15 protein-coding genes and 1 other RNA gene are annotated in these 13,530 nt (G+C 65.6%); 6 read left to right on the forward strand and 10 right to left on the reverse strand.

All coding sequences use genetic code 11. From position 1 onward, the window contains the following. Positions 1–30: 30 nt before the first annotated feature. Both BIWAKO_RS17890 and gstA read right to left on the reverse strand, forming a co-directional pair. On the reverse strand, positions 31–414 hold the full coding sequence (locus tag BIWAKO_RS17890) for a nuclear transport factor 2 family protein (RefSeq protein ID WP_069879799.1): 384 nt from the start codon (positions 412–414) through the stop codon (positions 31–33). Between the two features lie 14 nt (positions 415–428). Beyond that, entirely contained in the window at positions 429–1,037 is a 609-nt protein-coding gene (gstA, locus tag BIWAKO_RS17895; RefSeq protein ID WP_069879800.1) for a glutathione transferase GstA, read from the reverse strand. A gap of 188 nt (positions 1,038–1,225) precedes the next feature. On the opposite strand from gstA, the gene BIWAKO_RS17900 reads away from it, so the two are divergent. Next, positions 1,226–1,525, forward strand: a complete 300-nt coding sequence (locus BIWAKO_RS17900; protein ID WP_244523475.1) for a winged helix-turn-helix transcriptional regulator — start codon at positions 1,226–1,228, stop codon at positions 1,523–1,525. A gap of 6 nt (positions 1,526–1,531) precedes the next feature. On the opposite strand, the gene BIWAKO_RS17905 is transcribed toward BIWAKO_RS17900, so the two are convergent. The 6 genes from BIWAKO_RS17905 to BIWAKO_RS17930 form a co-directional block, all read right to left on the reverse strand. After that, positions 1,532–2,500, reverse strand: coding sequence for a diguanylate cyclase domain-containing protein (locus tag BIWAKO_RS17905; protein WP_069879802.1), 969 nt, complete (start codon positions 2,498–2,500; stop codon positions 1,532–1,534). Between the two features lie 118 nt (positions 2,501–2,618). Next, positions 2,619–3,851 (reverse strand): ABC transporter permease, encoded by a 1,233-nt coding sequence (locus tag BIWAKO_RS17910; protein WP_069879803.1) that lies wholly within the window; start codon positions 3,849–3,851, stop codon positions 2,619–2,621. Next, a complete protein-coding gene (locus BIWAKO_RS17915) occupies positions 3,848–4,597 on the reverse strand; it encodes an ABC transporter ATP-binding protein (protein ID WP_069879804.1) in 750 nt (249 codons plus the stop codon). The genes BIWAKO_RS17910 and BIWAKO_RS17915 overlap by 4 nt, the downstream gene beginning before the upstream one ends. A gap of 10 nt (positions 4,598–4,607) precedes the next feature. After that, positions 4,608–6,272, reverse strand: coding sequence for an efflux RND transporter periplasmic adaptor subunit (locus BIWAKO_RS17920; RefSeq protein WP_176733348.1), 1,665 nt, complete (start codon positions 6,270–6,272; stop codon positions 4,608–4,610). Between the two features lie 125 nt (positions 6,273–6,397). After that, positions 6,398–7,183, reverse strand: coding sequence for an N-acetylmuramoyl-L-alanine amidase (locus tag BIWAKO_RS17925; RefSeq protein WP_069879806.1), 786 nt, complete (start codon positions 7,181–7,183; stop codon positions 6,398–6,400). Continuing rightward, positions 7,180–7,929 carry a J domain-containing protein gene (locus BIWAKO_RS17930; protein ID WP_069879807.1) on the reverse strand — a complete coding sequence of 250 codons (750 nt, stop codon included), beginning with the start codon at positions 7,927–7,929 and terminating at the stop codon, positions 7,180–7,182. The genes BIWAKO_RS17925 and BIWAKO_RS17930 overlap by 4 nt, the downstream gene beginning before the upstream one ends. Positions 7,930–8,394: 465 nt before the next feature. Between BIWAKO_RS17930 and BIWAKO_RS17935 the strand changes: the two genes are divergently transcribed. Then, entirely contained in the window at positions 8,395–9,021 is a 627-nt protein-coding gene (locus BIWAKO_RS17935) for a lytic transglycosylase domain-containing protein (protein ID WP_069879808.1), read from the forward strand. 59 nt (positions 9,022–9,080) lie between these two features. Next, positions 9,081–9,472, forward strand: an RNA gene (gene rnpB / locus BIWAKO_RS17940) — RNase P RNA component class A. Positions 9,473–9,518: 46 nt separating this feature from the next. Here rnpB and BIWAKO_RS17945 read toward each other — a convergent pair. Continuing rightward, positions 9,519–10,472 (reverse strand): MBL fold metallo-hydrolase, encoded by a 954-nt coding sequence (locus tag BIWAKO_RS17945; RefSeq protein WP_069879809.1) that lies wholly within the window; start codon positions 10,470–10,472, stop codon positions 9,519–9,521. Between the two features lie 129 nt (positions 10,473–10,601). Continuing rightward, positions 10,602–11,027 carry an organic hydroperoxide resistance protein gene (locus tag BIWAKO_RS17950; RefSeq protein WP_069879810.1) on the reverse strand — a complete coding sequence of 142 codons (426 nt, stop codon included), beginning with the start codon at positions 11,025–11,027 and terminating at the stop codon, positions 10,602–10,604. Between the two features lie 149 nt (positions 11,028–11,176). Here BIWAKO_RS17950 and BIWAKO_RS17955 point away from each other — a divergent pair, with 149 nt between their 5' ends. The 3 genes from BIWAKO_RS17955 to rsmH all read left to right on the forward strand — a co-directional run bounded on the left by BIWAKO_RS17955 (position 11,177) and on the right by rsmH (position 13,529). Continuing rightward, positions 11,177–11,659, forward strand: a complete 483-nt coding sequence (locus BIWAKO_RS17955; protein WP_371331994.1) for a MarR family winged helix-turn-helix transcriptional regulator — start codon at positions 11,177–11,179, stop codon at positions 11,657–11,659. A gap of 353 nt (positions 11,660–12,012) precedes the next feature. Beyond that, on the forward strand, positions 12,013–12,492 hold the full coding sequence (locus BIWAKO_RS17960; protein WP_069879811.1) for a division/cell wall cluster transcriptional repressor MraZ: 480 nt from the start codon (positions 12,013–12,015) through the stop codon (positions 12,490–12,492). Beyond that, positions 12,489–13,529, forward strand: coding sequence for a 16S rRNA (cytosine(1402)-N(4))-methyltransferase RsmH (gene rsmH / locus BIWAKO_RS17965; RefSeq protein ID WP_069879812.1), 1,041 nt, complete (start codon positions 12,489–12,491; stop codon positions 13,527–13,529). The genes BIWAKO_RS17960 and rsmH overlap by 4 nt, the downstream gene beginning before the upstream one ends. The last annotated feature ends 1 nt before the right edge of the window (position 13,530 follow it).

A 13,530-nucleotide genomic window follows, 5' to 3' on the forward strand; every position in this document is an offset into this window, starting at 1 on the left:
CCCGCAGGCGCGCCCTCGCGGACCGCACGGTCAGGGAGACGACGCGGCCAGATCGACGTGAAAAACCTTGGCGATGATCTGCCAACGCCCGTCGAGCCGGACGATGCTGAGCAGATCGGTGAAGGATTTCGGCCCGATGGCACATGCGACGCGGGCGAGCGCGGTTACTGGCCCGGCGAATTCTATGGAGAGGATGTGGTCCTGCCGCGCCTCGCCCCGGCTGGCCGGGGAGGGGCGCTTTGCGACCATGGGCAGATAGGCGTCCATGGTCAGATGGATGAGGCTGCCCTCGCTGGCGCAGGCATAGATCGCCTGCGGATGGAAGATCCCGGCGAGCTTGCCGGCATCGCTGTGATAGAGGCCATCGAAATAGCGCGTCAGGACCTCGATGATTTCGGCAAAGCGGGCATCCATCGCAGGCGCCTCCTTCAGATCAGGCCTTCGGCCTGCATCGCCTGGCGCACGGTGTTGCGGCCGGTCAGACGCTGCATGAAGGCCTGGAGCTTTGGCCAGGCATCGAGCGCAACGCCAGTATGGTTCGCCCAGTTCGTGACGACGAAGAGATAGGCGTCGGCGACGCTGAAGGTCTCACCGAGAAGATAGGGACGCCCATCCGAGAGCTTCTGCTCGACGTCGCCGAAACGCCGGGCGACCTTCTCCTTCGCTTCGCGCCTGGCATCGTCGCCAATCGTGGTGCTGAACAGCGGGCCGAAGGCCTTGTGCAATTCGGAGGCGATGAAATTGAGCTCCTCCTGCAGCCGTGCGCGCGCCAGCGTTCCGGCCTTTGGCGCGAGTTCCGCCTCGGGCTTAAGGTCCGCGATATACTGGACGATCGCCGCACCTTCCGTCAGCACCTCGCCGCTGTCGAGCTGCAACGCCGGTACGTAACCGCGCGGATTGACCGTTGTGAAATCGGCGCCGGTCTCGGTCGTCCTGGTCTTGGTGTCGACCTTTTCCAGGGTGAATGGCAGGCCGGCTTCGCGCAGCGCGATGTGGGGCGAGAGCGAGCAGGCTCCGGGGGCGTAGTAGAGCTTCATGGTGTGCGTCTCCGTGTTGGCCGGTGGCCACAGGGGTAGGCACGGCGATAACTTCTGTATACCCAGTAACTTGTCGTTACTGCATTTTCCGGTATCATTCCGGTAACCGGAGACAGCCTCGCATGGCGTTGAAGATACGGAAGAATCGGGCGAAAACTCCGCCGCCGACCTGCGCCGTCGGCACTTGCATGCAGGTTCTGGGCAAAGCCTGGACGCCGAATGTGATCTGGTATCTGAGCGCCGGTCCGCGTCGCTTCGGAGAGCTGCGTCACGACATGCCGCTGATCTCCGCCAAGATGCTGAGCGAGCGCCTGCGGGATCTCGAAAGCCGCGGCATCGTCGAGCGGCGAGTGCTGCCGAGCTCGCCGCCATCGGCCGAATATGGGCTGACGGGTCTCGGGCTGGAACTGATGCCGGCGATCGAGGCGATCGTCGCGGTCGGGCAGCGTCTCAAGGAGCGCATGGGGCAGGCGGCTGAAGCCGCCTGAAACGCTTCAGCCGGCGCGAAGCACTCTCATATCCGCGAGCGCGCCCTGCATCGCGTCGCCGGGCTGTCCCTGCAATGGCTCGCCGAAAAGATGCAGCCGATTGCGGCCCGACGCCTTGGCGACATAGAGCGCAGAATCGGCTTCAGCGAAGCTCCGGTCAGGATCATGATGTCGGCCCGGGAGCAGCATTGTCGCACCGATCGAGGCACTCATCTCGATCAACCGCCCGTTCCAGGTGACCGGGAGCGAGAGCGCCGCGAGGGCCTGGTTCAGTCGGTGCACGATATGGGACCAGCCGGCAGTCGAGCAGATCAGCAGCGCGAACTCGTCTCCGCCGATGCGGGCGATCGTCATCGCGTCGCTCAGTGTGGCTTCCAACCGCAGGGCCACTTGCCGCAGGCATTCATCGCCAGCGGCGTGGCCGAGATGGTCATTGATCGGCTTGAACATGTCGAGATCGATGAGGGCGAGCGTGCCGAGGGCGCTGCCGTCAGCCGGGATGCGCCGCAGCTCGGATAGTTGCGCCTCGAACGCCCGGCGGTTGGCGAGGCCGGTGAGCGGATCGCTATAGGCGAGTTGACGCAAGCCCTGCCACATCTGCTTCTCGCCGGTGATGTCCTGCTTGGCGCCGTAAATGCGCCAGGGTCGGCCCTGCCTGTGCGTGATGTCGGCGCTCAGGCGCATCCAGCGGCTTATGCCTCCGGCGGTCAGGATTCGAGCGTCGAGGACAAAGCCCTTGCCGGAGCGGATCATCGCAGCGCGAAGACGCTCCATCTCGATGCGCGAGTCGTGCGTGTAGAGGTCGACGGTGGATGGGCGGTGCAAGGTCGAGCCGCGCGGCAGGCCGAAGAGATCGTAGACTCCCGGTGTCCAGCTGAGCTGTTGGGTGGCGAGTTCGCATTCCCAGGCGCCGATCCCGGCCAATTGCATGGCCTGATCGTAGAGGCGTCTGGCTTCGGCGTCTTGCAGCGACATGGGATTCAGGTCTCGGCTTACGCGCAAGCAGCCCGCTTGGCGCGCTCGGCTGCGATACGATCGACGCTAGGCGATGATGATTAACGGGGTCTTGCAGCCGCAGAGATTCGCGTTCGCGCTATTCCCGTCGCAGAGCTTCGATCGGGTCGAGCCGTGCCGCCTGCCGCGCCGGGTAGAAGCCGAAGAAGACGCCGATCATCCCGGAGACGCCGACCGCGATCAGGATCGTCTCGATCGAGATGACCGAGGGCCAATTGGCGATGCGGGCGATGGTGAGAGCCGCGCCGACGCCAAGTGCGATGCCGACGGCGCCGCCGATGGTCGCGAGCGTCGTGGCCTCGATCAGGAACTGGGCGAGCACGTCGCGCTGACGCGCCCCGACTGCAAGCCGCAAGCCGATCTCGCGGGTGCGCTCGGTTACCGAGACCAGCATGATGTTCATGATGCCGATGCCGCCCACCAGCAGCGAAACGGCGGCGACGGCGGCGAGCAGCCAGGACAGGGTGGTGGCGGCGGCCGTCGCGGTGTTGGCAATCTCGGTCAGGTTGCGGACGATGAAATCGTCGTCCTGATCTTCGGGAAGCCTGTGGCGCTGGCGCAGCAGGGCAGTCGTGTCCGCGATACCGGGCGCGATGGCGTCCTCGCTGGCAAACTTCACCATGATGGTCTGGACTGAACGATCGCGGGCGTAGTTGCGGCCGATGATCCGCCGCCGACCGGTGTCCAGCGGTACAAAGATGACGTCGTCCTGATCCTGTCCGAGGGCCGACTGGCCCTTGGGCGCCATCACGCCGATGACCTTGAACGGCACATTGCGGATGCGGAACATCTGGTCGAGTGGATCCTGCTCGCCGAAGAGGTTCTTGGCCACGGTCTGGCCGATGACGGCGACGATCTCACCGCGCCGCAGCTCCTCCGGCTCGAAGAGCCGGCCCTCGGCCACGCTCCATTCGCGCGCGGTGAAGAAGTCGAGATCGGTCGCCGTGATCTGTGTCGACCAGTTGGTGCCGGCGTAGACGGCCTGGGCACGCGTGACGATGACGGGCGCTGCAGCAGTGACGTTCTCGACCTCGGCAAGGACGGCACGGGCATCCTCGTCGGTCAGGGTCGAAGAGGCCCCTGCGCCCAGCCTGACGCCCCCTTGCGTGACGTTGCCGGACTGGATGATGGCAAGGTTGGCGCCGAGCGACTTGATCTGCCCGGTGACGCGTTCACGCGCGCCGGAGCCGATCGCGACCATGGCGATGACGGCGGCTACGCCAATGATGATGCCGAGCATCGTCAGGGCCGAGCGGAGTGCGTTGGCGCCGATGGCGGAGAGAGCCGAGCGGATGGCTTCCCAAAGGCTCATGCCGCGACCTCGGCTGTCGGCGGCGCGCGGTCGAGCGCTGCCAGCGCGGCACGTGCGTCGGCGGGCTCCTGCCGCTGATCGGAGAGGATGTGCCCGTCACGGAAGCGAATGACGCGCCGCGCATGGCGCGCGACCTCGGCGTCGTGGGTGACAATGACCACGGTCACGCCATCGTGGTTCAGGTCCTGGAACAGGGCCAGGATTTCGAGCGCTGTCCGGCTGTCGAGCGCGCCCGTCGGTTCGTCGGCGAGCAGAAGGCGCGGTTCGTTCACCAGCGCGCGGGCGATGGCGACGCGCTGCTGCTGGCCGCCGGACAGCTGCATCGGCCGATGATGAGCGCGCTCCGCCAGCCCGACGCGTCCAAGCGCGGCAAGTGCCTTCTCGCGGCGTATCTTGCGGTCGCGACCGGCATAGACCATGGGGAGTTCGACATTGGCACAGGCGTCGACGCGAGGCAGCAGGTTGAACTGCTGGAAGACGAAGCCGAGCTTGCGATTGCGCAGCTCGGCCAGGCCATCGCTCGACAAGGTTTCGACCGCGGCCCCATCGAGCCGGTAATGGCCGCCCGTCGGCCGGTCCAGGCAGCCGATCAGGTTCATGAACGTGGATTTTCCCGAGCCCGAGGGGCCCATCACTGCGACAAGATCGCCGGCCTCGATCTCAAGCGACACCCGGTCGAGCGCGATCACGCTGCCGGAATCGAGGCTGTAGATCCGGCTGAGTTCATGCACTTCGATCAGGGCCATGAGGCTGCCTTCAGAACAGACGCGGTCCGCGTACCGGTGGGCGGCTGGCAGGTTCAGCTGCAGCAGCGCTGCGCGGGCCGCCGCCGACGAGGACCTGCATGCCTTCCTTGAGGTCGCTGGAGACGATCTCGGTATAGGCGCCGTCGGTCGGGCCGAGCATGAGCTGGATCACTTTGGGCTGGCCCTCGCCATCGAGCACATAGACGCGTCCGGGAACTCCCCTTTGCGAGGACGCGCGGCCTTCCTCCATCATGGCCTCGAACTTGGCGCGGCGCTCCGGATCGAGGGCGGCCGCGATCTTCGTACGCATTTCGCTGCGAGCGGCGCGGAAGGCGGCGCGACGCTCGTCCTCGGAGAGGCCGGCCATCGCGGCACGACCGGGACCGCGGCGCTCTTCGAGGATGGCGGTAATCGCCTGCTTCTGTTCGACCGTCGGCTGCAGCTCTGTTTCGAGACGCTCGCGCAGCGCGGTGACGGCGCGGGTGCCACCGCGTCCGGCCTGCGGGCTTCCCGATGGGGACACTGCGGCTCCTGCAGGCCCCGCCGCCTGACCGGGCGGGCGGAAGCGCAAGGCTGCGTTGGGGACGCGCAATGCGTTACTACGGTCTTCCGTAACCACCTGAATATTGGCCGTCATTCCGGGTAGCAGTGCCATGTCGCGGTTCTCGACGCGCACAACCCCGGTATAGGTGACGACGTTCTGGATGGTCTGCGCACCCAGTCGCACCATGTTGACGCGACCTTCGAAGGTGCGGTTCGGATAGGCGTTGACCGTGAAGGAGACGGGCTGGCCAGGCTGGAGGCGGCCCACATCGGCCTCGTCGATATTGGCGTAGATGTCGATCTCGCGCAGGTCCTGCGCGATCTGGAACAGGACGGGTGCGGAGAGCGAGGCGGCGACGGTCTGGCCCAGATCGACCTGGCGCTGCACCACGACACCGTCGACCGGCGAACGGATATCGGTTCGCTCGAGATCGATCAGGATGTCCTTGAGCTTGGCTTCGCGACTGGCGATCAGGGCCTCGCCGGACTGAAGCTGCCCTTCCGCCAGCAGGATGTCGGCGTCGAGCCCGTTGAGTTCGGCCTTGGCCGAGGAGATCTGAGCCTCGGTCGAGGCGAGCGTGGCGGTCTGGATCTCGACCTGGGTTCGGGCGCTGTCCAGGTTCTGCTGCGAGCCGGTGTTCCGGTTGAAGAGTTCGTTCTGCCGGTCGAACGTGCGTTTTGCATCGGCCAATTGGGCGGCGACGCGATCGCGCTGTGCTTCAAGATCCTTGACGGTTGAATTGGCCTTGAGACGGCTCGACTTGGCGCGGTCGAGCTGGGCGCGCTTGACGATAAGGTCGGCCTTGCCTTGGGCGAGATCGGCGGCGGCGGCATCGCGCCGCGTCCGGATCTGGTCGCTGTTGAGCCGGGCGACCACCTGGCCGGCCTTCACCTGCGAATTGTAGTCCGCAAGGATCTCGACGATCTGGCCCGACAGCATCGAGCCGACCAGGACGGTGGTCATCGGGGTCAATGTGCCGGTGGCGCGAACGGCTGCGGTGATCTGGCCCCGATCAACCGACGCCGTCCGATAGGCGACGTCACTGGCCGCGCCCCCCGTGGGGTGGATTGCCCAATAGCCTGCTGCTGCGGCGGTCAGACCAAGGCCGGCAGCGATCACCAGTTTGCGCAAGGCGTTGTCCCCGTCATCCGGCGCAGCCGGACACATTTCGCAAGGGGCGACGATGCCAGAAAGCGAACAGGCAGGCGAGTTAACTTACTGCAATGTTAGCGTATGCCTGCGCCCAGCTCTCGGGCTTACGCCATCCGCGCGCCCCGCGTCATCGCCACCAGGTCGCGCAGTGTCGTGATCGTCGAGGCATCGGCGACCCCGTCGACCTTTTCCGGCCGCCAATGGCGTTGAAAGGCTGCGACGACGGCTTCGAATTTCTCGTCGTAGATGCCGTCGACCGTGACGCCATAGCCGAGCATGGCGAACATCGCCTGCAGCGCCTCGACCGGTTGGCCGCTCTCGCCGCGGGCAAAGAAGCGACCGCCACGGATGGGGGCTGGCTCGGACCAGATGCCGACGCCGCCCTCCGAGAATTCCCGCCATGGGAATTTCTCACCGGGGTCGATCTTCCGGCCCGGTGCGATATCGGAATGGGCAAGGACTCGCTCGGGTGGAATGCTCCAGCGCTTGCAGATGTCGCGGCTCAGATTGAGTGTGGCGATCACCTGTTCCGACGGGAAATCGGGCAGGCCGCCGGGATGGCCGGGATTGGCGATCTCGATGCCGATCGAACAGGAATTGATATCGGTCTCGCCGGCCCAATGCGAAGCGCCGGCATGCCAGGCACGGCGGCCTTCGGGGACGAGCTGCAGCACATGGCCGTTTTCGAAGACAAAATAATGCGAGGAAACCTGCGAAACCGGGTTGCAGAGCCATTGCAGCGCTGCGCCTGCGTCGCTCATGCCGGTATAGTGCAGGATCAGCATGTCGGGGCGTCGGACGGCACCGTGCGCGTCCATGCGCTCGCCGTGGTTCGGCGACGGAAAGACCTTCGCGGCAAAGCGGCTGTCAGGAGTGACGACGAGGCTCATGCGGGCTCCGGAAGTCTGGCGGTGCCGAGGCCTCGCTCCCTTTCGATCAGATCCCAGGCGGCGTTGATGGCAGCGAGGCGGCGCGTGGCGATTGCGATCGCTTCCTCGGGCAGCCCGCGTGCGATCTCGCGGTCGGGGTGGTTTTCGGCGACGAGGCGGCGGTAATGCTGTTTCAGCTGGGCATCGCTCATCTCCCGGCTGGCGCCGAGCACGAGATAAGGATCGTCGGGCCGACGCATGTGGCGCGCTTCGATGCGGGCAAAGCCGGCAGCGCTGATCGAGAAGATCTCGGCCACATGGCGCAGATAGGCATGCTCGGCCTCGTGGATCGCGCCATCGGCGGCCGCAATCAGAAAGAGCCCGTCGAGCACGTCTTCCAGCAGCGCGGGCTCATCCTTGAAGCTCTCGGCAATCTGCGTAGCGTAGGCCTCGAAGCCGGCGCTTGTCTGCTTGGCGAGATCGAACAGGCTCTCGATCCGTGCCTCCTGCTCAGGAGGCACGATCACGATACGCCGGAATGCCGCGATCTCGTCGCGGGTGACGACGCCGTCGGAGCGGGCCATCTTCGCGGAGAGGGCAACCAGTCCGGTCGTGAAAATCAACTCCCGCGGTGCGGGGCCGAAGGGCGCTCCCTCGCGATCGACCAGGACATGGCCGGCAAGCGCACCAACCAGCGCGCCGAGCGGGCCGCCCAGCGCCAGTCCAAGACCGCCGCCACCGAGCGCGCCCCAAAAAGACGAAACCATCGTTCAGGCAACTCCCGATTCAGCCCTCACGCGCAGTTTGCCCCGTCCAGCCGGGGCATCCAAGCCCAGTCCGACGAAAACCACCGGGATGCGCCAGACGAAGCGACCCAGGGCATGGCGGATGTCGCGCAGACGGGTGTGCCAGCACCCGCTCGGGCGCGCTCTTCCGGCGCGCGCGATCCTCCGGGTGGTGGAAAATGAGGATAAATGCGGCTTCCGGCCCGGAATACGTCAGCAATGGGGCAATGGTTTGATTCGGCTCGCCCCGGTTGCGAACGCTTTGGTGGCGTGTTCGCGGCATCGGATAATACACGGAGTATACCTCTATCGTAGTAAAGGCATTAATAAAAATCGGAGGCGAGTATAGCTTAGATTCGCACTGCCTAACGTCAGATTATCAACACATTCTCCGATCAGTTCGGTCTCCCCATCAAACGCCTTTCTGATGGATGGGGTCCACAAAAGATGAAATATACCTCCAGCGGTGCAGCTGCCGCGCTCGTGATTTGCCTCGCCTCTTTGCAGTCTGCCAAGGCTGCTACGAATAGCGAGAGCGATGCTCTCGCGTTCATCGTCCGGGATGCGGAAATCAAGCGTGAGGCGTCTGCACAGGAGGCCGGTTCGGCGACGTCGAAGACCGCGACCTCCGCTCCGGCGGAACGTGGAAACGGCGCCAAGGCGGGCACCCACCGTCGAGCGGCACTGGCTGCTCCGGCTGGAGCCGATGGGCTCAAGGCGATCGTTGCGCGCCATGCTGCCGCCAATGGTGTTCCGTTTGCGCTGGCCGACGCGGTCGTGCGCATCGAGAGTCGCTACAACCCCCGCGCCTCGAATGCGGGCAATCTGGGGCTGATGCAGATCCGCCACCAGACGGCGCGCGGCATGGGCTATACCGGCAGCGCCAGCGGTCTGCTCGATGCCGAGACCAATGCCCGCTACGCGGTGAAATATCTGGCGGAAGCCTACCGCCTGGCTGGTGGCGATACCTGCCGCACGGTGATGAAATACCAGAGCGGGCACATGGCCCAGCGCATGAGCGGGGCCAACCGCACCTATTGCGCCAAGGTCCGCACGATCAGCGCACAGAATTGACGGGCAACGGCCCCCGCCTCGCTTGACGCGGGCCGGGGGAGGGCGCACTAGCGCCGCTGCCAGTCGGCCGGACGGCCGCTCCCGTTCGCGGGGGAGGAAAGTCCGGGCTCCACGGAAATACGGTGCCGGATAACGTCCGGCGGGGGCGACCCCAGGGAAAGCGCCACAGAGATCGAACCGCCTCGCGCCTCGGCGCGGGGTAAGGGTGAAAAGGTGCGGTAAGAGCGCACCGCGGACCCGGCAACGGGGACGGCATGGCAAGCCCCACCGGGAGCAAAACCGAATAGGGACGATGCTTCTCCCGCAAGGGGGAGGGGGCCGGTTTCCAGGCCTGGTCGTCCGGGTTGGTTGCTCGAGGCGCGCAGTAATGTGCGTCCCAGAGGAATGGCCGTCACGTCGGTGCAGCAATGCGCCGGCCATCCAGAACCCGGCTTACAGGCCGGCTGGCACCTTCAGCCCCGCGGGGCAAAGAGCGGCTTAAGCCGCTCTTTGCGTCTCTACAGTGCGTAGGTCCACTCGGCCGGCACGAACTTGAAGGCCGCGCCGTCCTTCAGCACCTTGCCGAAGCCGGGGAAGGCGATATGCGAGCCGGCGATCAGGACGCTGTCGCTCGCCACCATGTCGAGCACGCGTTTACGCGAGGCCGCTGCCTGCTTGCCATCGAGATCGAACACGAAGGCAATGTCGGGACGTGCCGTCTGAAGCACGGCATTGTGGATGGTATCGCCGACAAGCATGAGCTGCTCGGGGCCTGAGCTGATCCGGAGCAGGCTGTGACCAGGCGTATGGCCCGGCACAAGCTCGAGGCTGAGGCCGGGCGCGACCTCGCCGGGCTGCACCTTGCGGGTGCGGCTCGCATAGGGGGCGAGCGCATTGCGGGCCGAGGCGAAGAAGGGCCTGGCTTCGGCCGGCGCCTGGGCGAGCACCCCCTCGTCATGCCAGAAAGCATGTTCGGTCTCGTTGATGATCACTTCGGCATTGGGGAAGCGTGCGGCCTTCTCTGCCGTCAGCAGGCCCTCGGCATGATCCGGATGGGCATGGGTCAGGATCACCGCATCGACCTGAGCCGGATCGATGCCCGCCGCGCGCAGATTGCTTTCGGCGCGTCCCATCGTCGGCCCGAAGGCCGTGTTGAAGCCCGTACCGGTGTCGACAAGATAGGTCCGCTCGCGGGTGTTGACGACAAAGGCGTTGACCGAGGTCGGGAGGCTCTCGGCCAGGCCCGCATTGGCCAGGATCTGTTTGAGCTGGGTAGGATCCGCGCCAAGGAAGGCCTGGGCATTCAACGGAATATAGCCGTCGAGAATGGCAGTGACTTCGATATCGCCGATCTTGCGGCGATAGATGCCTGCAACCTGCGCCGCCGTTTGCGGGGCGCGGGCAAAAGCGGGGAGTGCGGGCAGCATGCTGGTTGCAGCCGCGCCGGCGAGGAAGTTGCGGCGGTTGAACATGGTCTGTTCCAGAGGCGAGAGGGATCGAGGGCTTCCGGAAACGATGCCTGCGCCTGTCTTGCGCCGGGCTTGATCGTCTCGTGGTCGGGGTGGTGCCCGACCACGAGAGTTGAGATGGGCAGCGCGACCTCAGGCCGCAACCTGGAGATCGACATCGATATTTCCGCGTGTCGCGTGGGAATACGGGCAGACGATATGGGCCTTCTTGACGAGGTCCTCGACCACGGCCTTGTCGACGCCCGGGACCGAGATGGTCAGTTTCACGGCGATGCCGAAGCCGGTGCCGTCGTCCCGCGGGCCGATGCCGACATCGGCGCTGACGCGCGCCTCCGGTGGGATCCTTACCTGCTCCTTGCCGGCGACGAACTTCAGCGCACCGAGGAAGCAAGCGGAATAGCCCATCGAGAAGAGCTGCTCGGGATTGGTGCCGTCGCCGCCGCCGCCGCCCAGTTCCTTCGGCGTGTTCAGCACCAGCTTGACGTTGCCCGTGTCGGTGGCGGCCTGGCCTTCGCGTCCGCCGGTGGCGGAGCCATGAGCAGTGTAGAGGATCTTCATGGTCGAACTCCTTGGCTTCGGGGAATTTGGGATTTCGGGGAACTTGCGTGTTGATTTAGATTGTGCACAATTTAATTGTCAACAAGATGATAAGTGCATCACGGATCGGTGATCGGGCGAAGCCCGGAGTTTGAAGGGCCCGTTGCTCCATGCCAAACGAAGAGATGACGACGCCGAAGGTTCCGGCCACGCCCCTTCCGAAGGCGGAGGAGCAGCTCTGTTTCGCGATCTATTCCGCGGGGCATGCCTTCACCCGCCTCTATCGTGCGGTGCTCGCAGAGCTCGGTCTGACCTACCCGCAATATCTCGTCATGCTTGTCCTATGGGATCATGACGGCGTGACGGTGAAGGAGATCGGGGAGCGATTGATGCTCGATTCCGGCACGCTGACGCCGCTGCTCAAGCGACTGGAGGCTGCTGGTCTGGTCCGCCGCGAGCGCGGCCGTGCGGATGAGCGGCAGGTCCGGCTGAACCTGACCGAAGCAGGCCGGGCGCTCAGCGAGAAGGCTCGTCTCGTGCCTGAAAGGATGGCCTGCGCGATCGGGGGGGCGGCGGAGAGGGGCGCTGCGCTGACCGAAGACCTGCACGCGCTGCGCCAGGCGCTGCTCAAGGCTGCTGGCGGACCCGCGTAAAGCCGTCCGACATTTTTTCATCGAGATCGCCCGGTCGAGATGCCGCAGGCGGGCGCTTGTGCGTGCCGGATTTCCGAGAAAACGCCCGCGCTTACGGATGCTTAACCTTAACAGGCTGTGATGCGAACCAGGGCCGGCGTCACTGCGTCGGCGAACGCGATTCCATTGACGCCCATATATGCCCATGCTATCCCAAATCATCCCGTCGAAGCCGGCAGGCAGAACGCAGAACAAGGTCCGTGTGCCGCGCGGATCTTGCGTCTCGATCCTGCTGTGCCTGCTTCGATGGGAGGCCTCGAACCCGCCGCCGAGGCGCTGCTACGCGCCGGTGGGGAGCGAGCCGGGAGGCGGCATTGACGGACCGCTTCGTCTCGAATTTCACCAATCGGCTGGATGCCAAGGGGCGCGTTTCGATCCCTGCGAGCTTTCGCGCCGTCCTGGCAAAGGACGGCTACGAAGGGCTCTACGTCCATCCCTCGCTCGATCTGGAAGCGCTCGATGCCGGCGGACACGCGCTGCGAGCGACGATCGACGACATTCTCTCCCGCTTTTCCCCCTTCTCGGACGAGTGGGAATCTCTCTCGACAGCGCTGAACGGCACCTCGGAGGTGCTGAAGGTCGATCCGGAAGGGCGTATCATGCTCAGCGAGACCCTGAGGGCGCATGCCGGCATCGCCGATGCGGTGACCTTCGTGGGCCACGGCCACAAGTTTCAGCTCTGGGAGCCGGCTCGCTTCCAGGCGCATCTGGAGGCGGCGCGCAGCCGCTTGCGCGACGTCAAGCGCACCCTGGGTTCGCACATGACGATGACACCGGGAGCGACAGGGGCATGAGGGGGCACGGCAGCCGGGATCACGGGGCCGCTGGCGGGTCGACGCGACATGTTCCGGTCCTCATGGCGGAAGCCCTCGACGCGCTCGCGATCAGGCCGGGCGGACGCTATCTCGACGGCACCTTCGGGGCCGGCGGTTATTCTCGCGAGTTGTTGGCGCGAGAGCCGAATGTGACCCTGCTCGCGCTTGACCGCGACCCGACGGCAATCACCGGTGGGGCAGGGCTGGTTGCCGAAGCGAACGGGCGGCTGACCTTGTCGCAGGCCTGCTTTGGAGATCTCGCCAAGGAAGCGCGGCTGTTCAAGATGATCCCGCTGGACGGTGTCGTGCTCGATATCGGCGTTTCCTCGATGCAGATCGACGAGGCGGAGCGCGGTTTCTCCTTTCGCTTCGATGGCCCGCTCGACATGCGCATGGGCCGGGATGGGCAGAGCGCCGCCGACCTCGTCAATGAGGCGGAGGAGGGACTGCTCGCCAATATTTTCTATCATTACGGCGAGGAGCGTCGTTCGCGAGGCGTCGCACGCGCGATCGTCGAGGCTCGGCGCAAGGCGCCGCTGACGACGACGAAGCAACTGGCCGAGCTCGTGGCCAGCATAGTCTGGGCCGAGCCCGGCGGTGCGCATCCGGCGACACGCGTATTTCAGGCCTTGCGCATCGCGGTCAATGACGAGCTCGGAGAATTGGTGCGGGCCCTGCACGCCGCCGAAGAGGCGCTGGGCGAGGGCGGACGCCTGGCCGTCGTGACCTTTCATTCGCTCGAGGACCGCATCGTCAAGCAGTTCCTGGCGACCCGCTCCGGGCGCGCACCGGCGGCGTCGCGCCATGCGCCGGCCACGACAGCGCCTGTGGCAACCTTCTCGCTGGTGACCAGGGGAGCGGTTGCGCCTTCCGAGGAGGAGATGCGGAGCAACCCGCGGGCTCGTTCCGCCAAGTTGCGTGCAGCGCAGCGCACCGCCGCTCCGGCTCGCGCGCCGGAACCCGAGCTCACTGCGCTTGCAGGCGTGCCGTCACCGCAGCCTCGCCGGAGATCCTAGG

The sequence above is a fragment of the Bosea sp. BIWAKO-01 genome (genome assembly GCF_001748145.1).
Classification (GTDB): Bacteria; Pseudomonadota; Alphaproteobacteria; order Rhizobiales; family Beijerinckiaceae; genus Allobosea.